Source organism: Ornithinimicrobium humiphilum (assembly GCF_006716885.1).
Classification (GTDB): domain Bacteria; phylum Actinomycetota; class Actinomycetes; order Actinomycetales; family Dermatophilaceae; genus Ornithinicoccus; species Ornithinicoccus humiphilus.
This window is the reverse complement of the sequence record NZ_VFPU01000001.1, coordinates 236049-262048: the sequence shown is the minus strand read 5'-3', so window position 1 is coordinate 262048 and position 26000 is coordinate 236049. Positions and strand designations below refer to the sequence as shown.

25 protein-coding genes are annotated in these 26000 nt (G+C 74.4%); 15 read left to right on the top strand and 10 right to left on the bottom strand.

All coding sequences use genetic code 11. The annotated features are described in order from the left end of the window. The first annotated feature begins 16 nt into the window (after positions 1-16). The 10 genes from cydB to FB476_RS01125 all read left to right on the top strand — a co-directional run bounded on the left by cydB (position 17) and on the right by FB476_RS01125 (position 11023). Entirely contained in the window at positions 17-1084 is a 1068-nt protein-coding gene (cydB, locus tag FB476_RS01170; protein ID WP_141817159.1) for a cytochrome d ubiquinol oxidase subunit II, read from the top strand. After that, positions 1084-4455 (top strand): thiol reductant ABC exporter subunit CydC, encoded by a 3372-nt coding sequence (gene cydC / locus FB476_RS16805; protein WP_141817158.1) that lies wholly within the window; start codon positions 1084-1086, stop codon positions 4453-4455. The genes cydB and cydC overlap by 1 nt, the downstream gene beginning before the upstream one ends. Before the next feature lie 99 nt (positions 4456-4554). After that, positions 4555-4887, top strand: a complete 333-nt coding sequence (locus FB476_RS01160) for a hypothetical protein (protein WP_141817157.1) — start codon at positions 4555-4557, stop codon at positions 4885-4887. A gap of 37 nt (positions 4888-4924) precedes the next feature. Beyond that, positions 4925-6364 (top strand): adenylosuccinate lyase, encoded by a 1440-nt coding sequence (purB, locus tag FB476_RS01155; protein WP_141817156.1) that lies wholly within the window; start codon positions 4925-4927, stop codon positions 6362-6364. Then, positions 6364-6735 (top strand): barstar family protein, encoded by a 372-nt coding sequence (locus FB476_RS01150; RefSeq protein WP_141817155.1) that lies wholly within the window; start codon positions 6364-6366, stop codon positions 6733-6735. The genes purB and FB476_RS01150 overlap by 1 nt, the downstream gene beginning before the upstream one ends. Further along, positions 6732-7343, top strand: a complete 612-nt coding sequence (locus FB476_RS01145; protein WP_238329497.1) for a guanyl-specific ribonuclease — start codon at positions 6732-6734, stop codon at positions 7341-7343. Before FB476_RS01150 ends, FB476_RS01145 begins: the two co-directional genes overlap by 4 nt. Positions 7344-7403: 60 nt before the next feature. Next, positions 7404-7685: a metal-sensitive transcriptional regulator gene (locus FB476_RS01140; protein ID WP_141819694.1), complete on the top strand. Its 282-nt coding sequence runs from the start codon at positions 7404-7406 to the stop codon at positions 7683-7685. 43 nt (positions 7686-7728) lie between these two features. Further along, the gene (locus FB476_RS01135; protein ID WP_141817154.1) at positions 7729-7977 is read left to right on the top strand and encodes a heavy-metal-associated domain-containing protein; all 249 of its coding nucleotides are present in this window, start codon (positions 7729-7731) and stop codon (positions 7975-7977) included. A 92-nt stretch (positions 7978-8069) separates the two neighbouring features. Next, positions 8070-10283 carry a heavy metal translocating P-type ATPase gene (locus FB476_RS01130; protein WP_141817153.1) on the top strand — a complete coding sequence of 738 codons (2214 nt, stop codon included), beginning with the start codon at positions 8070-8072 and terminating at the stop codon, positions 10281-10283. 89 nt (positions 10284-10372) lie between these two features. Next, complete coding sequence (locus FB476_RS01125) at positions 10373-11023, top strand: VOC family protein (RefSeq protein WP_141817152.1); 651 nt, start codon at positions 10373-10375, stop codon at positions 11021-11023. Positions 11024-11116: 93 nt separating this feature from the next. On the opposite strand, the gene FB476_RS16800 is transcribed toward FB476_RS01125, so the two are convergent. Further along, entirely contained in the window at positions 11117-11929 is an 813-nt protein-coding gene (locus tag FB476_RS16800; RefSeq protein ID WP_238329496.1) for a TrmH family RNA methyltransferase, read from the bottom strand. Between the two features lie 37 nt (positions 11930-11966). On the opposite strand from FB476_RS16800, the gene FB476_RS16795 reads away from it, so the two are divergent. From FB476_RS16795 to FB476_RS01105, 3 genes are read left to right on the top strand one after another with little or no spacing between them, the layout of a single operon-like run. After that, positions 11967-12671, top strand: coding sequence for a hypothetical protein (locus tag FB476_RS16795; protein ID WP_170233465.1), 705 nt, complete (start codon positions 11967-11969; stop codon positions 12669-12671). Beyond that, positions 12668-13243, top strand: coding sequence for a hypothetical protein (locus FB476_RS01110; protein ID WP_141817150.1), 576 nt, complete (start codon positions 12668-12670; stop codon positions 13241-13243). The genes FB476_RS16795 and FB476_RS01110 overlap by 4 nt, the downstream gene beginning before the upstream one ends. Then, positions 13240-13857 (top strand): hypothetical protein, encoded by a 618-nt coding sequence (locus FB476_RS01105; protein WP_141817149.1) that lies wholly within the window; start codon positions 13240-13242, stop codon positions 13855-13857. Before FB476_RS01110 ends, FB476_RS01105 begins: the two co-directional genes overlap by 4 nt. Here the strand turns inward: FB476_RS01105 and FB476_RS01100 are convergent. The 7 genes from FB476_RS01100 to serS form a co-directional block, all read right to left on the bottom strand. Beyond that, the gene (locus tag FB476_RS01100) at positions 13818-15191 is read right to left on the bottom strand and encodes a hypothetical protein (RefSeq protein WP_141817148.1); all 1374 of its coding nucleotides are present in this window, start codon (positions 15189-15191) and stop codon (positions 13818-13820) included. The genes FB476_RS01105 and FB476_RS01100 overlap by 40 nt on opposite strands. A gap of 31 nt (positions 15192-15222) precedes the next feature. After that, positions 15223-16083: an HAD family hydrolase gene (locus FB476_RS01095; RefSeq protein WP_238329495.1), complete on the bottom strand. Its 861-nt coding sequence runs from the start codon at positions 16081-16083 to the stop codon at positions 15223-15225. 99 nt (positions 16084-16182) lie between these two features. After that, the gene (locus FB476_RS01090) at positions 16183-17433 is read right to left on the bottom strand and encodes an ABC transporter permease (RefSeq protein ID WP_141817146.1); all 1251 of its coding nucleotides are present in this window, start codon (positions 17431-17433) and stop codon (positions 16183-16185) included. Beyond that, the gene (locus FB476_RS01085) at positions 17430-18311 is read right to left on the bottom strand and encodes an ABC transporter ATP-binding protein (RefSeq protein ID WP_141817145.1); all 882 of its coding nucleotides are present in this window, start codon (positions 18309-18311) and stop codon (positions 17430-17432) included. The genes FB476_RS01090 and FB476_RS01085 overlap by 4 nt, the downstream gene beginning before the upstream one ends. A 115-nt stretch (positions 18312-18426) precedes the next feature. Beyond that, positions 18427-19104: a response regulator gene (locus FB476_RS01080; protein WP_272949383.1), complete on the bottom strand. Its 678-nt coding sequence runs from the start codon at positions 19102-19104 to the stop codon at positions 18427-18429. Continuing rightward, the gene (locus FB476_RS16325) at positions 19101-20480 is read right to left on the bottom strand and encodes a sensor histidine kinase (protein WP_170233487.1); all 1380 of its coding nucleotides are present in this window, start codon (positions 20478-20480) and stop codon (positions 19101-19103) included. The genes FB476_RS01080 and FB476_RS16325 overlap by 4 nt, the downstream gene beginning before the upstream one ends. Before the next feature lie 61 nt (positions 20481-20541). Then, entirely contained in the window at positions 20542-21837 is a 1296-nt protein-coding gene (serS, locus tag FB476_RS01065) for a serine--tRNA ligase (RefSeq protein WP_141817144.1), read from the bottom strand. Positions 21838-21934: 97 nt separating this feature from the next. Between serS and FB476_RS01060 the strand changes: the two genes are divergently transcribed. Next, a complete protein-coding gene (locus FB476_RS01060; RefSeq protein ID WP_141817143.1) occupies positions 21935-22171 on the top strand; it encodes a hypothetical protein in 237 nt (78 codons plus the stop codon). Then, complete coding sequence (locus FB476_RS01055; RefSeq protein ID WP_238329494.1) at positions 22168-23301, top strand: diacylglycerol/lipid kinase family protein; 1134 nt, start codon at positions 22168-22170, stop codon at positions 23299-23301. Before FB476_RS01060 ends, FB476_RS01055 begins: the two co-directional genes overlap by 4 nt. 19 nt (positions 23302-23320) lie before the next feature. Here FB476_RS01055 and FB476_RS01050 read toward each other — a convergent pair whose 3' ends face one another. Together FB476_RS01050 and FB476_RS01045 are read right to left on the bottom strand one after the other, a co-directional pair. Further along, positions 23321-24022, bottom strand: coding sequence for a response regulator (locus FB476_RS01050; protein WP_141817142.1), 702 nt, complete (start codon positions 24020-24022; stop codon positions 23321-23323). Continuing rightward, the gene (locus FB476_RS01045) at positions 24019-25992 is read right to left on the bottom strand and encodes a histidine kinase (protein WP_141817141.1); all 1974 of its coding nucleotides are present in this window, start codon (positions 25990-25992) and stop codon (positions 24019-24021) included. Before FB476_RS01045 ends, FB476_RS01050 begins: the two co-directional genes overlap by 4 nt. Between the last annotated feature and the right edge of the window lie 8 nt (positions 25993-26000).

Genomic DNA, 26000 nt, shown 5'->3' with positions numbered 1-26000 from the left:
TCTAAGGAATTGACCCATGGATCTGCCCACCCTCTGGTTCGCCCTCATCGCCGTGCTGTGGATCGGCTACTTCGTCCTCGAGGGCTTCGACTACGGCGTCGGCTCGCTGCTGCCCGTCCTCGGCAGGGACGGCGCGGACGGCGCGCCCGCCGAGACCCGCCGCCGCCAGATGCTCGGCTCGATCGGCCCGTTCTGGGACGGCAACGAGGTCTGGCTGCTCACCGCGGGCGGCGCGACCTTCGCGGCCTTCCCGCACTGGTACGCCACCCTGTTCTCCGGCTTCTACCTGCCGCTGCTGCTCATCCTGCTCGCGCTGATCCTGCGCGGCGTTGGCCTGGAGTACCGCGGCAAGGTCGACTCCGCCGTCTGGCGGCAGCGCATGGACTGGATGATCATCGCCGGCTCGGCGCTGCCCGCGCTGCTGTGGGGCGTCGCCTTCACCAACATCGTGCGCGGCGTGCCGATCGACGCCGAGATGGAGTACGTCGGCGGCTTCTGGAACCTGCTCAACCCGGTCGCGCTGCTCGGCGGCCTGGTGACGCTGACGCTCTTCCTCACCCACGGCGGGCTCTTCATCGCGCTGAAGACCGACGGGCGGCTGCGCCACGACGCCAGGGCGCTGGCGCTCCGGCTCGGCGTCGTCGCGGCCGGGCTGGCCGTCGTCTGGCTCGCCGTGATGCACGGCTCGACCGGCAACGCCCTCTCCTGGGTGCTCGCCGGCCTGGCCGCCGCCGCGCTGGTCGGCGGCCTGGTGGCCGCCCGCGGCGGTCGTGAGGGCTGGGGCTTCACCGGCACGTTCGTCGCGATCGCGCTGGCCACCGCCTCGCTCTTCGTCGCGCTCTTCCCCGACGTCATGCCGTCCACGCTCGACCCCGCCTGGTCGCTGACGATCGAGAACGCCTCGTCCTCGCAGAAGACGCTCGGGATCATGACGTGGGTCGCGGTGGTCTTCACCCCGATCGTGCTGCTCTACCAGTCCTGGACCTACTGGACCTTCCGCAAGCGGATCTCCGGGCACCACATCCCCACCGACGTGCACCACGCCGCGGCGACCGCGGAGACCCGCGACCGCACGACGGCCTGATGCGACCGTTCGACCCCGCTCTCATCCGCGCCCTGCCCGCCACCCGGGGCCCGGTGGCCCTGCTGTCGGTGGTGGGCGTGGTCTCGGGCGGGGTCGCGATCTGCCAGGCGCTCCTGCTGGCGGTCCTCGTCTCCCGGGTCGTCTCGGGCGAGGAGCTGTCACCGGTCCTCGCCCTCCTCGTCGGCACGCTCGCCCTGCGCGGCGTGCTGGCGGGGACGACCGAGCTCGTCGCCCGGCGCGCCGGGCTGCAGGTCGCCGAGGAGGTGCGGGCGGCCACGCTGCGGCACTGGCTGCGTCGCCCCGTCGAGGGCCGACCGGAGCAGGACGTCGCCGTCGCCCGGGCCACCGAGGGCATCTCGGCCGTCGAGGCCTACGTCGCGCGCTACCTCCCCGCCCTCGTCAGCGGCGGCGTGGTGCCGGCGCTGGCGGTGCTCACGCTGCTGCTCGTCGACCCGTGGAGCGCGCTCGTCGTCGTGCTCACGCTGCCGCTGCTGCCGGTCTTCGCCGCGCTCATCGGCATGCACACCCAGGACCAGACCGAGCGCCGCTGGGGCGCGATGGCCCTGCTGGCCGGTCACTTCCTCGACGTCGTGCGCGGCCTGCCGACCCTGGTGACCTACGGTCGGGCCAGGGCGCAGGTCGGCGTCGTCCGCGAGGTCGGCGAGCGCCACCGCGAGGCGACCGTCCGCACGCTGCGCACGGCCTTCCTGTCGACCGCCGCGCTCGAGCTGCTGGCGACGATCTCGGTGGCGATGGTCGCGGTGGCGGTCGGCCTGCGGCTCGCCTACGGCGCGATGGACCTGGTCGTCGGGCTGGCCGCGATCCTGCTGGCGCCGGAGGCGTACTGGCCGGTGCGGCGCGTGGGCGCGGAGTTCCACAACGCCGCCGACGGCGCGACGACGCTCGAGGCGTTGAAGGAGGAGGGCGTGCTGGTGCCGGCGGCCGCGGCGTCCGTCCCGGAGACACGCCCGGCCTCGTCGGCCGCAGCGAGCACGTGCACGCTCGAGCCGGTCCCGGCGGGCGCGTCGTCGGCACGGATCGGCCTGACCGGCGTCTGCTACGCCCACCCCGGCCGCGCCCGGACCCTCGAGGACGTCACCCTCGCGACCCCGGCCTCCCCCGGGCTGACCGCCCTGACCGGCCCCTCCGGCGCCGGCAAGACCACGGTCCTGGAGCTGCTCGCCGGCCTGCGCACCCCCTCGACCGGCACCGTGACCGCCCCCGGCGCCCACCTCGCGGCCCAGCGCCCGGTGATCCTGCCCGGGACCGTCCGCGACAACCTCGCCCTCGTCGGGACGACCGACGACGCCGCGATGGTCGAGGCCCTCGAGCAGGTCGGCCTGTGGCCGCAGCTCGCCTCGCGCGAGGGCCTGGACACCCCGCTCGGCGACGACGGATTCGGCCTGTCCGCGGGACAGCGGGCCCGGCTGGCCCTGGCGCGCGCCGTGCTCGGCGACGCCCCGTTGGTGCTCCTCGACGAGCCGACCGCCAACGTCGCCGCCGCGTCGGTGCCGACGCTGCACGAGACGATCCTCCACCTGGCCGCGACCCGCCGGGTCGTCGTCGTCACGCACGACCCCGTCCTGGCCGCCCTGGCCGACGACTCCTGGCACCTCGAGCCCGTCCCCCAGCCGGAGGCCGCGGCGACCCCGACCCTCGTGCCCGAGGTCACGACTCCGGGCCACGACCCGGCCGCGCCGCTCCCCGGCCACGTCGAGCCGGTCCCCGTCCCGGGCGGTCGGGTCGGGCTCCACCTCGCCAGCCTGCTCGGCGGGGCGTCGGTGGCCTGCGGTGTCGCGCTCACCGCCACCTCGGGGTGGCTGATCGTCCAGGCGTCGACCCGCCCGGTGATCCTCACGCTCATGGTCGCGATCGTCGGCGTCCGCGCGTTCGGCATCTTCCGCCCGGTCCTGCGCTACGCCGAGCGCGTGGTCTCCCACCACGTCGCGCTCGAGAACCTCGCCGAGCGCCGCGCCGACGTCTTCGCCCGACTGATCCCCCTCACCCCCGCCCGCCTCGGCCGGCGCAGCCGCGGCGAGCTGCTCACCACCGTCGTGCGCGACCTCGACGACGTCGTGGACGAGCAGGTCCGGGCCACCGTTCCCAGCTGGTCGGCCGCGATCGCCTCCGTCGTCGGTGCCCTCCTGGCCGCCTGGCACCTCCCCCTCGCCGGTGCGGTCGTCGCCGGCGGCGCCCTGCTCGTCCTGCTCCTCGCCGCGGTGGGGTATGCCGTGGAGCGGGCCTCCCAGCAGGCGGCCGTCGACGCCCGGGGCGAGCTGCAGCACCGGGTCACCGCGCTCACCTCCCGGCTGCTGCCGGTGCAGGCGGTGACCGGCCTGCACGGCGGCAGCAGCCTCCTGCTCGACGGCGTCCTCGAGGCCGAGCAGGTCCAGCGCCGTGCCGAGGCCCGCCTCGTGCGGGCCCGGGCCCTCGGCATCGTCGGGACCTGGCTGGTCGTGGCCGCCACGACCGCGACGGTCGCCGTCCTGGCCTGGCAGGCGCACGCGGCGGGCGTGGTGACCGGCCCCTACGCCGCGCTCGTCGCCCTCGTGCCCGTCGCCCTCGCCGACACCTGGGCGGGCGTCCCGGAGATCGCCGGCGCCAAGGCCCGCGCCCGTGCGGCGGCCGCCCGGCTCGAGGCGGTCCTCGGCCAGTCCCCCGCCGTGGCCGACAACGGCACCGACCGGCCCGCCGTCGCCGCCACCCCCGAGCTGACCCTCGAGGGCGTCGGAGCCACGTGGCGTCCCGACGGGGCGGGCGCGCTGGACCTGGCTCCGCTGGACCTCACGCTGGCCCCCGGCAGCCGCGTCGCCCTGACCGGCCCCAACGGCATCGGCAAGTCGACCGCGCTGGCCGTGCTGGCGCGGCACCTCGACCCGGCGACCGGCCGCTACCTGCTGGACGACGCCGACGCCACCGACCTCGACCTCGACGCGACCCGCGAGCTGGTCGCCGTGGTCGACGACGAGCCGCACGCCTTCGCCGGCTCGGTCCGCGCCAACCTGGTCCTGGCCCGCCCCGACGCGACCGACGAGGAGATCGTCGCGGCGCTGCGGGCGGTCGACCTCGGCTACTGGTTCTCCACCCTGCCGGAGGGCCTCGACACCCTGCTCACCGGCCTGTCCGGCGGCGAGCGGGCACGCCTCTCGCTGGCCCGGGCGCTGCTCTCGGGGCGGCCGGTCGTGCTCCTCGACGAACCGGCCGCCCACCTCGACGACGCCACCGCGGAGCGGGCGCTCGGCGGCCTCCTCGCCGCCGACGCCGGGCGCCGCCGGACCCACGTGCTCGTCAGCCACCGCGAGGGCGACCTCGCCGGCTGGGACGCCGTCGACCTGTCGCGGGCGGCAGTCGTGGAGACCACGGCGGGCTGAACGGCATACCCCTGGTGCACCCGCAGGGGGCGACAGCGGTGGTGCGCCGGCCCGGTCGGCCCTAGGTTGGCGGCAACGCCCAAGACCGAGGAGGTCGGCATGGAACCCTGGACGTGGTGGGTGATCGGCGCCGTCGTGGTGCTGCTGGTGATCGTCGTGGCCGTGCTGGCCGCGCAGCGCCGCAAAAAGATGGAGGCCGCCCGTGCGCAGGCCGCCGAGCTGCGCGACCGCGCGAGCGGCGGTGAGCGCTACGTCGAGGGCACCGAGGACCGCGCCCGCGAGCTGCAGGGCAAGGCCCGGGAGGCCGAGGAGCGTGCCGAGCAGCTGCGTGCCCAGGCCGACGAGGCGACCGACATCGCCCGCCAGCACCGCGACCGGGTGACGGACGACTACCTCAAGGCCGACGAGATCGACCCCGACGCCGGACGCTGACGCACCGGCCGGCGCGGGCGCTGCGACAATAGGGGTCATGCCGCTGCCTGCCGCCCGCACGCCCCTGTCCGAGCTCGACCCGGCGATCGCCCTCGGCGCGCTCGACGGCCGCTACCGCGGCGCCGTCGCCCCGCTGGTCGACCACCTGTCGGAGGCCGCCCTCAACCGGGCCCGCCTGCACGTCGAGGTCGAGTGGCTGATCCACCTGACGACCCAGGAGGTCGTCCCCGGGGCCGACACGCTGTCGGCGTCCGAGCAGGAGGCGCTGCGCGCGCTCGTCACCGACTTCGACGCCGCCGCGATCGCCGAGCTCAAGGAGATCGAGGCCGAGACCGTCCACGACGTCAAGGCGATCGAGTACTACCTGCGCCGCCGCCTCGTCGGCATCGTCGGCAGCAACGACCCCGCGCGGGCGACATCGTTGTCCGAGCTCGTCCACTTCGCCTGCACCAGCGAGGACATCAACAACACCTCCTACGCCCTCATGGTCCAGGGCGCGATCACCCAGGTCTGGCTGCCGAGGGCCGTCAACCTCGTCGACCAGCTCGTCGGCATGGCGCACGACCTGCGCGAGGTGCCACTGTTGGCGCACACCCACGGCCAGCCGGCGACGCCGACGACCATGGGCAAGGAGCTCGCCGTGCTGGCCTGGCGGCTGCGGCGCCAGCTGGAGCGGGTGAGCGGCACGACCTACCTGGGCAAGCTCAACGGCGCGACCGGCACCTACGGCGCCCACGTCGAGGCGGTGCCCGGCGCGGACTGGCAGGAGGTCAGCCGCACGTTCGTCGAGCACCTGGGCCTGACCTGGAACCCGCTGACGACGCAGATCGAGAGCCACGACTGGCAGGCCGAGCTCTACAGCGACGTCGCGCGCTTCAACCGCATCCTGCACAACCTCTGCACCGACGTGTGGACCTACATCTCGATGGGCTACTTCGCCCAGGTCCGCGGGCAGGGCACGGTCGGCTCCAGCACGATGCCGCACAAGGTCAACCCGATCCGCTTCGAGAACGCCGAGGCCAACCTGGAGGTCTCCAACGCCCTCCTCGACGTCCTCGCCTCGACCCTCGTCAACAGCCGTCTGCAGCGCGACCTCACCGACTCCTCGATGCAGCGCAACATCGGCACCGCGCTGGGCCACAGCCTGCTGGCGCTCGACAACGCCTCGCGCGGTCTCGCCGGCCTCGACGCCGTGCCCGAGGCGATGGCCGCCGACCTCGACGCCAACTGGGAGGTGCTCGCCGAGCCGATCCAGTCGGTGATGCGCGCGCTGGCCGCCCGCGGCGTGGAGGGCATGACCAACCCCTACGAGCGGCTCAAGGAGCTCACCCGCGGCCGCCGCATCGGCCAGGCCGAGCTCGTGGAGTTCGTGCGCGGGCTGGGGCTGCCGGCCGAGGAGGAGGAGCGTCTCGTCGCTCTCACCCCCGCCGGCTACACCGGCATCGCGGCACAGCTCGTGGACCACCTGACCCGCTGATGCACCTGCTGCCCGCCGACCAGCTCGAGCCGGTCACCGCCTGGCTCCTCGAGCGGGGGTATGCCGTGGCCTCCGCCGTCACCCCCCTCGAGGGCGGGCTGCGCGCGTCGCAGGCGGAGATCGCCCGCGCCCTGCGCCTGCCCGCGACCGCGGCCGGCAACCTCGACGCGATGGTCGACTCGCTGCGCGACCTGCCGGACATCTGGGGCACCTCGCAGGTGGCCCTGCTCTGGCAGGACGCCGAGCGGCTGGCCGTCGCCGAGGGCCGCTCGTGGTGGCTGCTCGCCGAGATCCTCGACGACGCCGACGACCTGACGGTCGTGGCCTTCGGCGAGGCGCGGCTCGGCCGGCCGAAGGACGAGCTCCGATGAAGCGCGCAGGACGCGGGTCTCTCGTCCTCGCGCTGATCTGCCTCGCGGCCGTCGTCTGGCTGGTGGTGCGGACGATGGCGGGCGGGTCGGAGGACGGCACGGCGGGGGCTCCCGCCGGGGAGACCGCCCCGCCGAGCACGTTCGCCACCTTCCCGAGCGCCACACCGTCGGCGTCCTCGGCCCCCGCCACCTCGGCGGTGCCGAAGCCCTCGCCGCCACCCTCGCGGCCGAGCGCAACACCGTCGCCGAGCCCCACGCCGACACCGTCCGTCGCCGACACCGGGCCCACCGGCACCGACACCCGCGACTGGGACGGCATCGACGCCTGCCGCGACAGCATCCTCCCGCCCGAGCTGGACGAGGTCGCCGACGACGTCGAGGACGGCGGCCCGTTCGCCTACCCTGGCAAGGACGGCTCGACCTTCGGCAACTACGAGGGCTACCTGCCCGACGAGCGCCGCGGCTACTACCGCGAGTACACCGTCGAGACCCCCGGCCTGCACCACCGCGGCGCCCGACGGATCATCACCGGCGGCGACGCCCGCGACCCCGAGGTCTGGTACTACACCGACGACCACTACGAGACGTTCTGCGAGTTCGCGCCCTGACCCGAGGTGCCGGAGCCGGCCTCCAGGAATACCCTCGGGGGGTATGGTGTTGGCATGGCTGTGAACGGCTACACCGGGTCCAAGGACGCCTACCTCAAGCGGCTGCGCCGCATCGAGGGCCAGGTGCGCGGGATCGCGCGTATGGTCGAGGAGGACACCTACTGCATCGACGTGCTCACCCAGGTGAGCGCGGTCACGAAGGCCCTGCAGGCGGTGAGCCTCGGTCTGCTCGAGGACCACATCAGCCACTGCGTCGTCGAGGCTGCGGCGGAGTCGGAGGAGGCCAAGGACGCCAAGGTCCGCGAGGCCGCCGACGCCATCGCCCGTCTCGTGCGCAGCTGACCGGCCGCACCGCGCGGCACACCCCACCACAGGAGGCACCCCCATGAGCGACAACGCCGACACCCCGGTGCAGAACCAGACCACCAAGATCGTCGTCACCGGCATGACCTGCGGCCACTGCGTCGCCTCGGTGACCGAGGAGCTCAAGGGCGTCGACGGCGTCCTCGACGTGCGCGTCGGCGAGCTCGTCAAGGGTGGCGACACCGACGTCTTCGTCGAGTCCGACGGCCCGCTGGACCTCCCCGCCGCCCGCGCGGCCGTGGAGGAGGCCGGCTACACCGCCTCCGTCTGACCCACCCGCCGCGGCGGGCGTCACCGTCAGCACGAGACGCTCGCCGCGGCACCTCACCCACCCCAGCACCACCAGGTCGCCAGGAAGGGCCCATGAGCACCCGCACCACCACTCCCCCCGACACGCAGACGCAGCACGTGGACCTGGCCATCACCGGTATGACGTGCGCCTCCTGCTCGGCACGGATCGAGCGCAAGCTCAACAAGCTCGACGGTGTCGAGGCGAGCGTCAACCTCGCCACGGAGAAGGCCAGCGTGACCTTCCCGTCGGCGCTGAGCGTGACCGACATCGTCGCGACCGTCGAGAAGACCGGCTACGGCGCCACCCCGATCGAGCAGCACCGCGGGGGCTCGGGCCCGGTCATGACGCACGACGTCGTCACCGGCGACTCCCTCCGCCGGCGGATGGTCGTGGCCTCGGCGCTCGCGGCCCTCGTCGCCGTCATCCACATGGTCCCCCCGATCGAGGAGGCCCTGGGGATGACGGGCATGTGGCTGCAGCTGCTCCTCACGCTGCCCGTCTACCTGTGGGCGGCCTGGCCCTTCCACCGGGCCGCGGCCGTCAACGCCCGCCACCTGGCCTCGACGATGGACACCCTCGTCTCGGTCGGCACGACGGCGGCGATGGGCTGGTCGGTCGTGGCACTGTTCACCGGCTTCAGCCACGACGTCTACTTCGAGGTCGTCGCCGTCGTCACCGCCTTCCTGCTCATCGGCCGCTACATCGAGTCCCGGGCCAAGGCCCAGGGCCGCTCGGCGCTCCGGTCCTTGCTCGAGCTCGGGGCCAAGGACGTCGCGGTGCTGCGCCACGACGCCCCCAGCGGGGCCTGGAGAGAGGTCCGGGTGCCCGTCGAGGACCTCGAGGTCGGCACGCGCTTCGTCGTGCGCCCCGGCGAGAAGATCGCCACGGACGGCCGCGTCGTCGACGGCACCAGCACCGTCGACACCAGCATGGTGACCGGCGAGTCGATGCCCGTCGAGGTCGGCCCGGGCGACACCGTCACCGGGGCGACGGTCAACGGCCACGGCCGGCTGGTCGTCGAGGCCACTCGGGTCGGCCGCGAGACGACCCTCGCGCGCATGACCGAGCTCGTCGAGCAGGCGCAGACCGGCAAGGCCCCGGTCCAGCGCCTGGCCGACCGGATCTCGGCGGTCTTCGTCCCCGCGGTCCTCGTGGTCGCGCTCGTCACCCTCCTGCTGTGGCTGCTGACCGGCCACTCCTTCGCCGAGGCCCTGGCCCCCGCCGTGGCGGTGCTCATCATCGCCTGCCCGTGCGCGCTGGGCCTGGCCACCCCGACGGCCCTGCTCACCGGCACCGGTCGCGGCGCCCAGCTGGGCATCCTCATCAAGGGTCCGCAGATCCTGGAGTCCACCCGCCGGGTCGACACCGTCGTGCTCGACAAGACGGGCACGCTCACCACCGGCCGCCCGGTGCTGACCGAGGTGGTCACCGCCGGCGCCCTCCCCGAGGACGCCGCCCTCAAGGCCGCGGCGAGCGTGGAGTCCGGCAGCGAGCACCCCGTCGCCCGGGCGATCGTGGAGGGAGCCGCCGCGCGGGGCGTGGAGCCCAGCCCGATCACCGACTTCACCAACCTGCCCGGCCAGGGCGCCCGCGCCGCGATCAAGGGCGTGCCGGTGACCGTCGGCAAGGCCAACCTCTTCGACGAGGTGCCGCAGGTGCTGCGTGACGCGCTCGACGCGGGCACCGGCACGACCGTCCTGGTCGGCTGGGAGGGCATCGCCCGGGCCGCGATCACCGTCGCGGACACCCCCCGGCCCTCCAGCGCCGCCGCCGTGGCGCGGCTGCGCGAGCTCGGCCTCACGCCATACCTGCTGACCGGTGACAACGCGCACACGGCCCGCGCCGTCGCCCGCAAGGTCGGGATCGAGGAGGCCAACGTCGACGCCGGCGTCCTGCCGCAGGACAAGTACGCCCACGTGCGCGCCCTCCAGCAGCGCGGCAGGGTGGTGGCGATGGTCGGCGACGGCGTCAACGACGCCGCGGCGCTGGCGCAGGCCGACCTCGGGATGGCGATGGGCTCGGGCACCGACGTCGCGGCCGAGTCGGCCGACATCGTGCTCATGCGCTCCGACGTCGACGCGGTCGCCGACGCGATCGGGCTGTCCCGGCAGACGCTGCGCATCATCAAGCAGAACCTCGTCTGGGCGTTCGGCTACAACACGCTGGCGATCCCGCTCGCGGCGTTCGGCCTGCTCACGCCGATGATCGCCGGTGGAGCCATGGCGCTCTCGTCGGTCCTGGTCGTGCTCAACAGCCTGCGGCTCAAGGCCTACGCACGCCGCTGACCGGCGGCGGCACTCCTTGCACGGACGGCTCCCCACCCCACACACAGGGGGGTGTGGGGAGCCGTCGGGCCGTGTGCCACGATGACGGCATGCGCATCGACCACGTGAGCTATGCCGCAGGGCCGGACGGGTTGCAGGCCACGGCTGCCCGTCTCGGGGAGCAGCTCGGCGTCACCCCCTTCGACGGTGGGGTCCACCCCCGGTTCGGCACACGCAACGTCATCCTGCCCCTCGCCGACGACCGTTACCTGGAGGTCGTCGAGGCGCTGGACCACCCGGCGTCCGACAAGGCGCCCTTCGGCCAGGCGGTCAAGGCCCGCTCGGCCCGCGGCGGCGGCTGGATGGCCTGGGTCGTCGCGGTCGAGGACCTCGCGCCGGTCGAGGAGCGCCTGGGCCGCGGGGCCGTCGAGGGCAACCGCCACACGCCGGAGGGCAACCAGCTGCAGTGGCTGCAGATCGGCGTCAAGAACGTCATCAACCACGGCAACCTGCCCTTCTTCATCAAGTGGATCTCGGACCCGGCCGAGCACCCCTCGCGCCTGGCGGACAGCGCGGCCAGGCTGGTCGGCCTGACCATCGGCGGCGAGCCGACCGTCGTGCGCGCCTGGCTCGGCATGCCCGACCTGGAGCGCCGCGACCCGACCTTCGAGACGGCCGTCGAGTTCGGCTTCGTCGAGGACGACGAGCCCTGCCTCTTCGACGTGACCTTCGAGACCCCGAACGGCCGCGTCACCATCTGAGACGTCCGACCGAGACCCCTGCGGAGCCGCTCCGCAGGGGTCTCGTCGTGCTCGGGGGTGTGCCGTGACCGCGACGGACCACGCTCGCCGTCGTCAGCGTGCGCGACGCTGCCTGACGGCCTCGTAGACGACGATCGCGGCGGAGGTCGCGACGTTGAGCGAGTTGGCGCGTCCCACCATGGGGATCCGCACCCGGTGGCCGGCCCCGTCGAGCACCTCGTCCGTGAGGCCGGTCTTCTCGGTGCCGACGGCGATCGCCACGCCGCCGGTGTAGTCGAGATCGGTGTGCTCGGTGTCGGTGTCGGGCGTGGTCGCCACCAGCTCGATGCCCCGCTCCTCCAGCCACGCCACCACGGTGGCGGTGTCGTCGGAGGCCACCGGCACCGAGAAGACCGTGCCCTTGGAGGCCCGCACGGTGTTGGGGTTGCCCCAGTCGGTGACCGGGTCGGCGGCGATCACGGCGTCGACGCCGGCGGCGTCCGCGGTGCGCAGCATCGCGCCCAGGTTGCCCGGCTTCTCCACTCCCTGGCAGACGAGCAGCAGGGCGCCCTCCGGCACGTCGAGGTCGGCGCAGCGGCGGTCGACCGTCGCGACCACGGCGAGGAAGCCGTCCGGGCCCTCGCGGTAGGCCGCCTTCTCGAAGGCCGCCCGCGACAGCTGCACGACCTCGGTGCCCAGCGCTCCCACCCGCTCGACCAGGCCGGCAGCGCGGGCCTGCTCGCCCATGAGCTCGGGGCAGTAGTAGAGCTCCTCGGGCACCACGCCGGCGTCCAGCGCGAGCCCGAGCTCCTCGTAGCCCTCGACCAGGGTGCGACGACGCTCCTCGCGGACGCGTCGGCGGCGCAGCGTCCCCAGCGCCTTGACGCGCGGGTTGGCCGGGGAGGTGATCACGGTCGGCTCGGGCACGCGGCCCAGTGTCTCAGGTCGGTTAGGCTCCCTGCTCGTGGCGAAGGGGAGGAACGTCAGGGTGCCGCTGCGCGCGGCGACCACGGGGGCACGGGCGTGGCTGACGAAGAGCCCGGCCCGGGGCGGGTATGCCGTGGTCGGCTCCCTCCTCCTGCTCTCGTGGCCGTTCGGCGGCTGGGCCCCGGCCGAGGAGGAGGCCCCGGAGGCGACCGAGCCGGGCACGGAGGTGGCGGCCGCGCCGTTCACCGTCACGGTCGAGCGGGCCGTCGCCGGACCCGACCTCGGGCCGCCCTTCTGGGCCCTCGACGACGGCCTCGATCCGGCGCAGGCCGACGACCAGCACGTGCTCCTCTTCCTCACCGTGCGCAACGACTCCGACCGCACGCTCCCCGCGCGCGAGCTCACCACCGGCCTGCTCGAGATCTCCGGCCTCGACGAGCCCGTCACGGTGACCGGCTCACCGCAGGCGGACATCACGCTCTGGAGCGAGGTCTACACCGACCACGAGCAGCCCCAGACCCTCGTCGGTCTGGGGCCCGGCCTGGAGCACCGGGTCGTGCTCCACCAGCCCGCCTCCGGACCGGCGCCGGAGGCGCTCACGGTCGAGATCCACGCCCGCACCTACCGGCAGAGCACCCTCGACGACACCATGCTCTGGGCCGACCCCACGCCCGTGACCACGGTCACGGTGCCCGTCGAGACCGCCTCCTCCCCCCTCTACGGCACCGGCGACGGCCGATGACCGGGCGCTGGACCGGGCGGCTCGGCACGACCGCCTTCATCCTCGCCGCGCTCGCGCTGGGCCGGGTGATCGGCGACGAGCTGCCGCGCCCCTTCGACCGCCTCAACGAGCCGCGGGACGTCGAGGTCGGCATCGGGGCGACCGCCGCGCTGCGGACCGCCGAGGTGTCCGTGACGCGCGTCCAGCTGGGGACCGCGCTGGCCGACACCTCCTCGACGCTGACCACGCCCGGTCTCTGGCTGGTGGCCGACGTGCAGCTCACCCCGACCGACGCCGACGCCTGGCTGGCGACCTGGGAGGTCGTCGGCGCCGACGGCCGGGAGTGGGGGCGCACCCGCCCGTTGCTGGACACCTGCCGCATCACGCCGCCGGGGATCACCCAGACCTGCGGCGTCGCCCTGGAGGTGGCGCCCGAGGCGCTGCCGGGTGCCCGGCTGCGACTGGCCACGCAGGAGGACGTCCGCTACGACGACCGGGCGGTGGTCGACCTCGGCCTCACCGAGGCGCACGTCGAGCAGGCCGGCGACGAGCCCCTGGAGATCCGTCCCTTCGACATGGTGGGCCGCCCGTGAGCGGCACGTGGTGGCGGCGCAACCGTCTGGCCCTCCTGGTCCTGCCGTTCGTGCTCACCCTGGTCGCGGTCACCGGCGCCTCGCGGCTGGTCAACTTCTGGTGGCCGACCCAGCTCCGCGACGCCACGGTGGGCGCCGTTGGCGAGCCGGTGCGGCATACCGTGCGCACCACCGACCTCGAGGGCACGCCCCTGACGTTCGACGCGACGGTCGTGGTCGGAGCGACCACCGAGGCCACGGACGTGACCGACGCCGACGGCATGATGCACCTCGTGCCGTGGGTCGACGGCACCCGCGTCTGGCGGACCGACCTGACCATCACCGCCCCGGTGGAGCACGACCCGTCCGGCTGCTCCGTCGAGGTGGTCGACACCCTCGGGCGCACGACGAGCTACAGCTCGGCCACGGTCGGGGCCGACGGGCTGCCCTTCACCGCCTGCTCCCCGCCGCGGCCGAGCGACACGCTCTTCGACGACACCTGGGTGCGCGAGGAGACCTACACGGTGCCGGTCCTGGTGCGGCTCACCGAGGACGTCGAGCCCGCCGAGCTGCGGCTGAGCTGGCAGCGGCCCGACTACGTGTCGGTGCCGCTGGAGGTGGCCGACGAGGGCTGAGCCCCCGCCGGGGCGTCGACGACGGGGCCGTCCTTCACCGCCGCGCCCTCCGCGGTCCCGCCCACGACGAGGAAGCGGTCGACCGCGGCCGCGACGAGCGAGACCACGAGCACCGAGCTCACCGCCGAGAAGAGGATCGACAGGTAGGGCGCCAGCGCGACCATGAGATCGGCGTCCAGCGGCGGCAGCACGGCCCGCAGCCCCTCGGCGACGAGCAGCTCGGACTGCCGCGCGAGCAGGAAGACCAGGCAGAGCGTGACCATCGGCACCAGCCCGGCGCGGGCCAGCGTGCGCAGCCCGGTGCCCAGGGTGGCGAAGCGCGAGGTGAAGTCGGCCAGCGGCTCGGCCAGCCAGGAGCGCAGCCACTCCGGCAGCAGGCTCAGCCGCTCCCTCGCCCGCGCGACCGCCCGGCGCTGCTCCAGGGCGCGCAGCCGCTGCGCCACCCGCTCGGGCACCGCGCCCGCGGGCGGCGGCGCCGGCTCGCCCAGCTGCCGGCCGTAGACGACGGCGCCGACGACCATCCAGGCGAGCGGCACCACGACGAGCGCGTCGACGTCGCCGAGCACGCCCCAGACCCAGGCGCCGAGGGTGTCGAGCAGGGAGCCGAGCGGGCCGAGCGCCGCGGCGAGCGCCGCCCACCCGTCGGCGAGGCCGTCGACGGCCCGGCGCTGCAGCAGCCAGTCCTGCGCGTCGTCCCACTGGCTGGCCAGCGACTTGGCGGCGAAGGCCAGCCAGACGACCTCCAGCCACGCGGCCAGGAAGCCGAGGCCGACGTTGCGCGACGGCAGGTCGAGGCGGTCCAGCAACCAGCGCAGCACGAGCGCCGTCACGACCGTGCCGACCAGGACCGGCGTCTCGACGGTGCCGATGGTCCGGGCGTCGGCGGTCTCGCCGGCGAACCAGTTGGTCGAGAGGAACTCGTCGGCGAAGGTCTCGTTGACGAAGCGGCGCATGTCGTCGCGCAGGTAGCCCTGCGCGGCGTAGATCGCCAGGAACGGGATCAGGGCGCCGGAGACCACCCGCAGCCGCTGCGACATCGTCTCCCGCACCGGGGTGCCGTCGACGTGGCGCAGCGAGGGCAGCACCGCGCGCAGCATGAGGATGAAGGCGGTCAGCGTCGCCAGCGGGGCGAGGGTGACGGTGAGCGAGGCGAGCACGGGGTGCTCCTTGCTCAGCTCGAAGCTGCCCCAGAGCACCAGCTCGCGCACCGCGGCGCCGAGCAGGAAGATCACGAGCAGCACCGGCCAGTGCGCGACCAGCAGCCGCAGACCGTCCAGGACGACGCCCAGCGCGGTCCGGACCGTCCGGGCGGCCTCCCCCAGTGCTCCCCTCACGGGGAGCGAGTGTATGCCGTGCCCGGGCGCCTCAGGCGAGCTCGGCCAGGACCTCCTCGAGCGCGTCGGCGAGGCCGTCCTCCTCGACCGGACCGGTGACGCGGTCGGCGGCCGCGACGACCTCCGGCGGGGCCTGGCCCATGGCGTAGCCGCAGGCCGCCCACTGGAGCATCTCGACGTCGTTGCGCTGGTCGCCGGCGGCGACGGTGCGGTAGGGCTCGACGCCGAGTCGGCGGCGGACCTGCTCCAGGGCGGAGGCCTTGCTCACGCCCTCCGGAGCGAGGTCGAGCCAGGCGCTCCAGCCGACGGCGTAGCCGACGCCGTGCAGACCCATCCGCTCGACGAGGGCGGAGAACTCCTCCGAGGTCGAGGAGGGGTCGCGGATCGTCACGCGGGTGACGGGGTCGACGAGCAGCTCCTCCATCGGCACGACGGTCTCCTCGCCCATGAGCTCACCGGGCGGGAAGGGGGTGCTGACCTTGAAGCCGACGCCGATCTCCTCGACCGCGATGAGCGCGTCGGGCAGCTCGCGCCGCAGCAGCGAGACGGCGGGGGCCGGGTCGAAGGTGACGACGTCGAGGATGCGGAAGCCGCCCTCGCCCTCCGGGTCGACCTCGACGGTGACGGCGCCGTTGGAGCAGACGACGGGGCGGCCGGGCGTGAGCAGGCCGAACTCCTCGAGGATCGGCCAGGTCGCGACGGTGGAGCGGCCGGTGGCGACGACGACGTGGACGTGCGGGAGGGCGTCGAGGCGGCGGACCACGTCGAGGACGCGCGGGGAGATCGCTCCGTCGTGGTGGATAAGGGTGCCGTCCACGTCGAGCGCGACGAGCAGGGCGCTGTCGCGCACCGGGTGGCGGGTGTCCGTCGGGGTCGTCTGGGCGCTGCTCACACCGCCGAGCCTAGCCTCCGGCGGACGGCCCGGCATCAGCGCGTGCGCCGTCGGAGCAGGCCCGCGACCTGCTCCGACGGCGTCCAGGCAGTCGCTCGCTCAGTCGCGCAGGCGCAGCGCCTTGCGCCACGTCAGGCTGCCGGAGGTGTGCAGCAGGGCCCGCTGGTAGAGGCGGCTGCCGAGGACGATGGTCAGCGCGCAGAAGGCGACGACGAGCGCCAGGGCCAGGGCCGGCTCCCACCAGGCGGTGTCGCCCTCGAGGATGCGGATCGGCATGAGGATGGTCGACAGGATCGGCACGAACGAGGCGACTTCGCGCCATACCCCCTCGAGGTTGATGCCGCCGAGCAGCGCGGCGACGAGCACCATCGTCAGCGGCAGGGTGGTCGACTGGAGGTCCTCGGTGCGGGAGGCGAGGGCGCCGGCGGCCGCCCAGACGCAGGCCAGGGCGAGGAAGCCGACGAGGAAGAACGGCAGGTACCAGCCGAGCGCCTCCGCCACGCCGGGCAGGGCGATGTCGAGGTCGGTGAAGGTGAGCCCGACGAGGGCCGCCGCGACGATGAGAGCCATCTGCCCCACCGCGAGGAGGGTGTTGCCCAGCACCTTGCCGAGGAGCAGCGAGCGGATCGGGATGGCGGCGGCGAGGATCTCCACGATCCGCGACTGCTTCTCCTCGACGACGCTGCTGGCGATCTGCATGCCAAACATCACCGCCGCGAAGTAGAAGACCATCGCGAAGCCGAAGCCCAGGAAGAAGAGCATCTGCCCGCCCATGCCCTCCTGCTCGCCCACGTCGACGGTGGTCAGCTGCGACCCCGCGGTCAGCTCTTCGAGGGTGGTGCCGGCGGCCGCCGCGTTGGCCTCCAGGGCCCGCTGCTGGACGGTGCCGGCGAGCGCGGTCTCCAGGGTCAGCGGCGGCTCGCCGTCGGCGAGCACCTCCCAGGCGCCGTCGGAGCCGACCAGCGCCACGTCGACGTCACCGTCGACCACGGCCACCTCGGCGGCGGCACGGTCGGCCATCCGCTCGGCGACCACGGTGGTCTCCTCCTCCCCGGACAGGCCCGGGAGGCCGGTGATCCCGGTCGCCGCCTCGTCGACGATCGCGGCCGCGGTGTCGTCCGTGACGGCGACGGTGTACTCGGTGCCCCCGCTGTTGAGTATCGCGGGCAGCACCATCGCGCCCAGCAGCAGGCCGACGGTGAGGACGGTGCTGACGAGGAAGGTCTTGTCGCTGAGCCGCACGCGGATCTCGCGTGCGGCGACGAGGGCCCACGGAGCGCGCGGCGGGGTGAGCCGCTGCCCGGTGCCGGGGTCCGTCGAGGCGGTCGCGGGGGTCTGCACGGTGGTCATGCCGCCACCTCTCGGTAGATCTCGGACAGGGACGGGACGATGCGGCTGAACTCGCGCACACCGCCACGGGCGACGGCGTCGACGAGCAGCCGCTCGGCGACCTGCTCGTCGGCGGGCTGCACGAGGGCGGTGGGGCCGTCGAGGTCGACGACCTCGATCCCGGGCACGCCGCGCACCCAGCCGGTGTCACCGGTCGTCGTGAGCCGGTAGCGCAGCGGCGCGGAGGCCCGCAGCTGCTCGGAGGTGCCGGACGCGACGACCCTCCCCTGGTGGAGCACGACGAGGGCGTCGCAGAGCCGGTCGACGAGGTCGAGCTGGTGGGAGCTGAAGAGCACCGGCACGCCCCGGGCCGTGTGCTCGCGCAGCAGGGCGCTCATCTGGTCGACGGCGGAGGGGTCCAGGCCCGAGAACGGCTCGTCGAGGATGAGGAGGGCCGGGTCGCCGAGCACCGAGGCGATGATCTGCGCCCGCTGCTGGTTGCCCAGCGAGAGGGTCTCGAGCTTGTCCTTGACCCGCCCCCCGAGGCCGAAGCGCTCGAGCAGCTCGGTCGAGCGCGCGCGGGCGTCGAGGGCGCTCATGCCGTGCAGCTGACCGAGGTAGGTGAGCTGGGCCAGCACCGGCTGCTTGGGGTAGAGGCCGCGCTCCTCGGGCATGTAGCCGAAGCGGCGGCGCTCGGCGGCGGTGACGGGGCGGCCCTGCCAGCGGACCTCCCCCGCGGTGGGCGCGAGCACGCCCATGACCATCCGCATCGTCGTGGTCTTGCCCGCGCCGTTGCCGCCGACGAAGCCGACCATGGCCCCGGTGGGCACGGTGAACGACACGTCGTCGACGGCCAGGTGGTCGCCGTAGCGACGGGTGAGCCCGGAGAGCTCGAGCATGGGGTTCCTCCTCGGTGAGCCTTCTGGGACAACGCTAGGGAGGAGAGGGCCGGGAGCACATCGCCCGCGGGTGGGAGATCGCTCTCCGTCCCCGGTCGGAGGGGGTATGCCGTGCTCAGCCGCCGGGCGAGACCAGCCCCGCCTCGTAGGCGGCGATGACCGCCTGCACCCGGTCGCGGACGCCGAGCTTGGCCAGGATGTTGGAGATGTGGGTCTTGACCGTCGCCTCGGTGACGTAGGCCTGCGCCGCGATCTCGCCGTTGGACAGGCCGCGGGCGACGAGCTCGAGCATCTCCCGCTCGCGCTGGGTGAGGTCGGGCAGCGGGACGGTGTCGGTCGGGGAGGGCCCATGCTCCGCCGGGGCCTCGCCCGCCCGCGTCATGCGGGCGATGACCCGGCGGGTCACCTCGGGGGCCAGCAGCGCGTGACCCTCGGCGACGGCGCGGACGGCGTCGACGAGGTCGTCGGGGTCGGAGTTCTTGAGCAGGAAGCCGCTCGCCCCCGCCTCGAGCGCCGCGAAGAGGTAGTCGTCGCGGTCGAAGGTCGTGAGGATGAGCACCCTGACGTCGGGATGGCCGGCGACGATCCGACGGGTCGCCTCGATGCCGTCGAGCACGGGCATCTGCACGTCCATGAGCACCACGTCGGGCTGCAGCCGCGCGACGGCCGCGGCGGCCTTCTCGCCGTCGGTGACCTGACCGACGACCTCGAGGTCGTCCTCGACCGAGAGGATCATCGCGAAGCCCTGCAGCAGCAGGGGCTGGTCGTCGACCAGCAGAACGCGCACGCTCACGCGCCCACCTCCACCGGCGCGAGCCCGGCGGGGCCGGAGCGCCTGATGCCGTCGAGCGGGCACCACAGCCGCACCCGCCAGCCCTGGGAGGCGGTGCGGGGGCCGGCTTCGACGCCTCCGCCGAGGTGGTCGGCGCGCTCGCGCATGCCGAGCAGGCCCAGCCCGGTGCCGGCCGTGCCGGCGCGCTGCAGTCCGTCGTCGACGACCTCGACCTCCAGCCGGTCGGCCTCCTCCTCCACCCGGACGACGACACTGACGTGCCGCGCCGTGGAGTGGCGGTGGACGTTGGCCAGGGCCTCCTGCACGACCCGGTAGGCCGACAGCTGCACCGGCGGCGGCACCCGCCCGGCGGCTCCCTCGCGGTCCTCGACGAGCTGGAAGGTCACCTCGCACGTCGGGGTCGTGGCGCCCGCGACCAGCGCGGGCAGGGCGGCCAGCGTGGGCTGCGGCGAGCGGTCGCCGGCCTCCTCGGGCCGGGCGCCGCCCGACTCCAGCTCGCCGCTGCGCAGGGTGCCGACGAGGTCGCGCATCTGGCCGACCGCCTCGCGGGAGGCCTTCTCGACCGTGCCGAGCGCCGCGCTGGCCGCGGAGGGGTCGCGCTCCATGACCCGGCGGGCCGCCGCGGCCTGCACGCCCATGACCGAGACGTGGTGGGCCACGACGTCGTGCAGCTCGCGGGCGATCCGCAGCCGCTCGGCGACGACGGCCTGGTCGCGCAGCTGCAGCGACTGGGCGGCGATCGTCCCCGCCTGCTCCACGACCCGCGCGGTGTTGCGGGCGCCCCGCCAGGCGAGCTGGCCGAGCAGGATCGCCCCGCCGAAGAACAGCCCGTTGTTGAGGAGCATGAAGCCGGCCACCGCGGTGGGCACGTCGAAGATGCCGATCTGCTCCGGGACGTCCTCGGCGAAGCGGGCGGTGAGCTGCTGCATACCGCTGCCGACCGCGTAGGCCCAGGCCACCCAGGCGACCATGAGGGCGATGACCAGACCCACGGCCGCGAGCAGCATCCGGCGGTCGCGGGCCCAGGCGACGCCGGAGAAGATGAGGAAGAAGTAGAGGAGCTGCATCGGCAGCGAGCTCATCGTCATCGGCAGGAGCACGCCGAGCGTGATCATGTGCACCCCGGTGACCGCGGTCACGAGCACCGGGTGGGTGCGCCGGACCAGCACGAGGGCGACGAGCGAGACCATGCCGAGGTACTGCCAGGCCACGCCGTGCGGCTCCTCGCTGAACGCGCCGAGGCTGCGCATGACCTCCGCGCCCAGCGCCACCGTGACCAGGCTGGCCAGGGCCAGCCGCACGTCACGGGCCTCGGCGACCCGCGGGCGCGGGCGCACCCAGTCCTCGTCGGTCCCGAACCAGCCCTCGATGCTCACCGACCCAGGGTAGGCAGCGCGGCGGGGCGGGCGCCTCCGCCGGAGGGCGGAGACGCGGGTCTCAGCCGGCCGTGGGCTCCGTCTGCGGACGGAGGACGGCCTTCCCGCCGAGGTAGGGACGCAGCGCCTCGGGCACGGTGATCGAGCCGTCGGCCTGCTGGTGGTTCTCCAGCAGCGCGATGATCGGGCGGGTGCTGGTGATCGCCGTGCCGTTGAGGGTGGCGACGGTCCGCGTGCCGCCGCCCTGCGGGTCGCGCTCGCGCACGGACAGCCGGCGGGCCTGGTAGGTCGTGCAGTTGGAGGTCGAGGTCAGCTCGCGGTAGGTGCCCTGGGTGGGGATCCACGCCTCGCAGTCGAACTTGCGGGCCGCGGGGCCGCCCAGGTCGCCGGCGGCGACGTCGATGACCCGGTAGGGGACCTCGAGGGCGTCGAGGATGCGGCGCTCGATGCGCAGCAGGTTGGCGTGCTCGGCCTCGGCGTCCTCAGGACGGCAGTAGACGAACATCTCGGTCTTGGTGAACTGGTGCACCCGGAAGATGCCGCGGGTGTCCTTGCCGTAGGAGCCCGCCTCGCGGCGGTAGCAGGTGGAGGTCGCGGCATACCGGAGCGGCCCGGCGGAGAGGTCGACGATCTCGTCGGCGTGCAGGCCGGCGAGCGCGACCTCGCTGGTGCCGGTCAGGTAGAGCTCGTCCGACTCGAGACGGTAGACCTCGTCGGCGTGGGCGTCGAGGAAGCCCGCCCCGGCCATCGCCTCCTCGCGCACCAGGGTCGGCGGCACGACGGGCACGAAGCCCTCCTCCGTCGTGATGTCGCGCGCGAGCGCCATGAGGGCGTGCTCGAGCTGGGCGCCGATGCCGAGCAGGAAGTAGAAGCGGGCGCCGGACACCTTGGCGCCGCGGGCGGTGTCGATGGCCCCGTGCAGCTCGCCGAGCTCGAGGTGGTCGCGCGGCGCGAAGCCCTCGGCCTCGAAGTCCCGGGGCGCGCCGATCTCCTCGAGCACGACGTAGTCGTCCTCGCCGCCGACCGGGACGCCCTCCATGACGACGTTGCCGATCCTGCGCAGCGCGGCCTCGCGCTCCGCCTCGGCGGCACCGGCCTCGGCCTCGAGCTCCTTGACGCGCGCGGCGAGGTCCTTGACCTCGGCGAGCAGCGCCTGCTTCTCCGCGCCCTGGGCCTGGGCGACCTTCTTGCCGAAGGCCTTCTGCTCGGCGCGGGCGGACTCGAAGCCGGCGAGGGCGGTGCGGTAGCGCTCGTCGGCGGACAGCACGACGTCGACCATCCCGGGGTCCTCGCCACGGGCCTGCTGCGAGGCGCGCACGCGGTCGGGGTCGTTCCGGAGCTCGCGAAGGTCGATCATGGGCGCAAGCCTACTGGCCCCGCGGCCGCTCTCCCCCGGCCCGTCGGCGCCGGGCTCGGGTCGCCGCGGCGGACGGGCGACGGCTACCGTGGCGGGTATGCAGAACGATGCGAGCTGGGCGTTGCTCGCCCTCGCCCTGGGCCTGGTGCTGGCCCTCACCGCCGCGGCCGCCTGGCTGGCGGTGACCGAGGTGCGGGCGGTGCGTCCGGCTCGCGCGGGACGCCGGGGCGTCGCGGTCGAGGGCGGCGTGGCCGCCGGGGCCGTCGAGCCGGGCGGTTCCGTCGCGGAGACCTCCGCCGAGGACGGCCGGCAGGACCGCGAGGACCACGCGTGAGCGCGGCGCCCGAGCAGGGCACCCGGCGCGCCGCGATCATCGTCAACCCGACGAAGTTCGACGACGTCGACAAGGTGCGACGGCACGTCACCGACCTCTGCCACCGGCACGGCTGGGCCGACCCGTTGTGGCTGGAGACGACCGCCGAGGACACCGGCGTGGGCCAGACCCACGAGGCCCTGGCCGCCGGGGTCGACCTCGTCTGCCCGCTCGGTGGCGACGGCACGGTCCGCACCGTCGGCGCCGAGATGGTGGGCTCGGAGGTGCCGATGGGGCTGCTGCCCGGCGGCACCGGCAACCTGCTCGCCCGCAACCTCGAGCTGCCCTTCCACTCCCTCGACCAGTGCCTCACCATCGCGCTGACCGGTCAGGACCTGTGGATCGACACCTGCCGGCTCGACCTGGTCCGACCCACGACCGCCGAGCTGCAGGCGCGTCTGGACGACGAGGACGACCCCTCCGAGAACGTCGACCTCGACGACGCCGTGGACGACCGCTTCTCCGACGCCGCCCGCGAGACGCACACCTTCCTCGTCATGGCCGGCCTGGGCTTCGACGCCGAGGTCATGGCCGGGGCGCCGGAGGGGCTCAAGGCCAAGGTGGGCTGGCTCGCCTACCTCGTGGCCGGGCTCCGCCACCTCAAGGGCCCGCAGTTCACCGTCGCGGTCAAGGTCGACGGCGGGCGCACCTTCACCCGCCGGGTCCGCAGCGTCATGGTCGGCAACGTCGGCAAGCTGCAGGGCGGCATGGAGCTGCTGCCCGACGCCCTCGCCGACGACGGCAGCGTCGACGCGGTGCTGCTCTCGCCGGAGGGGATCGTCGGCTGGGCCGCGACCTTCGGCCAGCTCGTCACCCGCCACCGGATCGGGCACTCGCGCGTCGACCACCTGCAGGGCCGGGAGGTCCGCGTGGTCTCCGACAAGCCGGTCGAGCTCGAGATCGACGGAGACACGCTCGGCTCGGCGACCGCGATCCGGGTGCTCGTGCAGCCGGGTAGCCTGCTCGTGCGGGTGCCGGCCGGGCGGCGCGCCGAGGTCCGCCGGTCGATCGACGCGCTGAGCGACCCAACGGAGGACGCGGGCGGCGGGGCGCAGCCCCACCACGACGACCGGCTGGTGCACGAGGGCTGAGGCGGCCGGGTCCGGCGCGTCAGTCGACGCCGAGCCCCTCCTCGCGCGCCCGGACGATCGCCGCTGCCCGGTGCGGCACGGCGAGCTTGGTCAGCACGTTGGCGACGTGGTTGCGCACCGTCTTGGGGCTGAGGACCAGGCGGCGCGCGATGGTGCTGTTGTCCAGGCCGCGTGCCATCAGGTCGAGCACCTCCCGCTCCCGGTCGGTCAGCTCGGGGAAGGGCAGCCGGACGGCGGTCCGGCCGCTCGCGAGCGTCGCCATCGCCCGGGCCGCCACCTCGCGACCCAGGATGAGCTCCCCGGCGGCGACCGACCGCACCGCCCGCTCGACCTGGTCCGGCCCCGCCGACTTGAGCAGGTAGCCGCGGGCACCGACCCGCAGCGCGGCGGCGACCGACTCGTCGTCCTCGTTGCTGGTGACCACGAGCACCGCCAGGTCGGGGTCGGCGGCGACCAGCTCGCGGGTCACCTCGATGCCGCTGCAGTCGCCCAGGTGCAGGTCCATGAGCACCACATCGGCGGTCCCGGGGCGCACCAGCTCCCGGGCCTCGGCCGCCGAGGCCGCCTGCCCGGCGACGGTGAGACCGGGCAGCGAGGACAGCAGCCCGACCATGCCGAGCCGGAAGAGGGGGTGGTCGTCCACCACGACCACACGCACGGTCCCGTCCACCTGGCTCGGCGTCGCGCTCGTCCCGACCCTCGCATCTCCCGTCCCGCTCATCGCACCTCCTCCATCAGGCTCACCTCTCCACCCGCCCCCGCCGCGAGGGGCAGGACGGCCTCCACCTCGGTCCCTCCCGGGACCAGCCGTTGCAGCCGCAGCGTGCCCCCGAGCTCCTCGGCCCGCTCGCGCATCGACCGGGTGCCGACGCCGGGCCGGGCGTCGTCGTCGACGCCCACGCCGTCGTCGCGGCACCGCAGGCGGAGGGTCGTCGCGGCCGCCTCCACGACCAGGTCGCAGCCCGGGGCACCGCTGTGGCGGGCGGCGTTGAGCACGGCCTCGGAGGCGATGCCGTAGGCCGCCGCCGCGAGGGGCGCGGGGAGCGGGACCGGCACGGCATACCGGAGCCGGACCGAGAAGCCGCTCTCGGCGTGCCGATCCACCAGCTCGAGGAGCGCCGGCTCCAGGCCGAGCTCCTCGAGGACCGGCGGGAGCAGGGCGCGGGAGGCGGTGCGGACGTCCTCGACCCGCTGCTCCAGCTCGCGCTGCAGCGCCTCGATCATGGTGCGGGCGGCAGCGGGATCGGTCTCGACGAGGTTCGCGACGCCCTGGAGACCGAGCCGCAGCCCGGAGAGCCACGGACCCAGGCCGTCGTGCAGCTCGCGGCGGATCACCCGCCGCTCCTGCAGCCGGGCCTCGGTGAGCCGGGCACGGGTGCGCTCGAGGTCGGCCGCGGTGCGCCGCATGAGGAGAGCCGTGGCGACGATGCCGGACAGCTCGTCGAGGGCCGTGCGGGTGCGGGGGTCGAGGGCCTCCCCCGGGCGCGGGGTCGCGGCCAGCGTCCCGACCGGGCGCGACCCGGCGGCGAGCTCGACCGAGACCGGCTGGGCGGTCGGGGCGCCGGAGGACGCGAGCACCTCGCCGCCGGGGTCGAGCACCCGCACCGACTCCAGCCGCAGGGCGCCGGCCACCTGCTCGGCGAGGGAGGCCAGCAGCCGGTCGGGGTCGACGGCGCGGCCGAGCTGGCTGCCCAGCCGGCCGGCGACGCGGGTCGGGTCGGCGACGCCGTAGACGAGGCGATGCACCCGCCGCTGCAGCCACAGCCGGCTGGGCTGGACCGCGACGACGACGACCGCGGTGGCGATGGTCCGGGCCCAGCCCTCCCCCGGCACCACCCGGGCCAGCAGCACGCTCAGCACCAGGTAGAGGGCACCGAGGCCCAGGGTGAGCGCCGTTCCCAGGAGCGCGCGGGAGACGGCCACCTCGACGCCCCACAGCCGTTGGCGCAGCACCACCGACAGGATCGCGGCGGGGAAGAGCGCCTGGCTGGCCAGGTGGAGGGCGGGGGTGACCCAGATCGGGGTCAGCTCGGGCGGCAGCACGAGCGGCACGAACGACAGGGCCAGCACGAGGGTGCCCAGTGCCAGCCACCCCAGCCCGACCGCCTCGTGCTCGGGAGAGCGGCGGCGCCGCACCTCCACCGCGAGCGCCGTGAGGAGCCCGCCGACGACCGCCACGCCGACGACCATCATGAGGGTGCCGTAGCGCTGGGTGAGCGAGGACACCAGGGCGGCGACCGCGACGAGCCCGCCGACGACCGGGGCCCAGCGCGCGGGCCCCGTCGCGGGCCGTTCCCGCACGAGCCACGGCACGACGAGGAAGAGCGCGAGCGTGCCCGGGATCCACGCCCAGCCGAAGGTGTAGGCGAACGCCCCCGGGTCGAGGCCCCGCGCCTCGGCCAGCACCTGCCAGCCGCCCCCGGCTGCCGCCAGCCCGCCACCGAGGGCCGTCAGCGCCAGCAGGTAGCCGACGACGTGGCGACGCCGGCTGAGGATCAGGGCCGCGGTGGCGCCGTAGACGACGGCGACCGTCGCGTCGACGACGAGGAAGAGCGCATCGGGCCCGAGGACCGGCCGCGCGGCCGCGAACATCGCCGTGCCGGCGATCCCGAGAGCACCCGCTGCCACCACCAGCACGACCACCGGGGCCTCGGACGCGATGCGTCCGACGCCCCGGCGGCTGCTACCCATGTGCACCC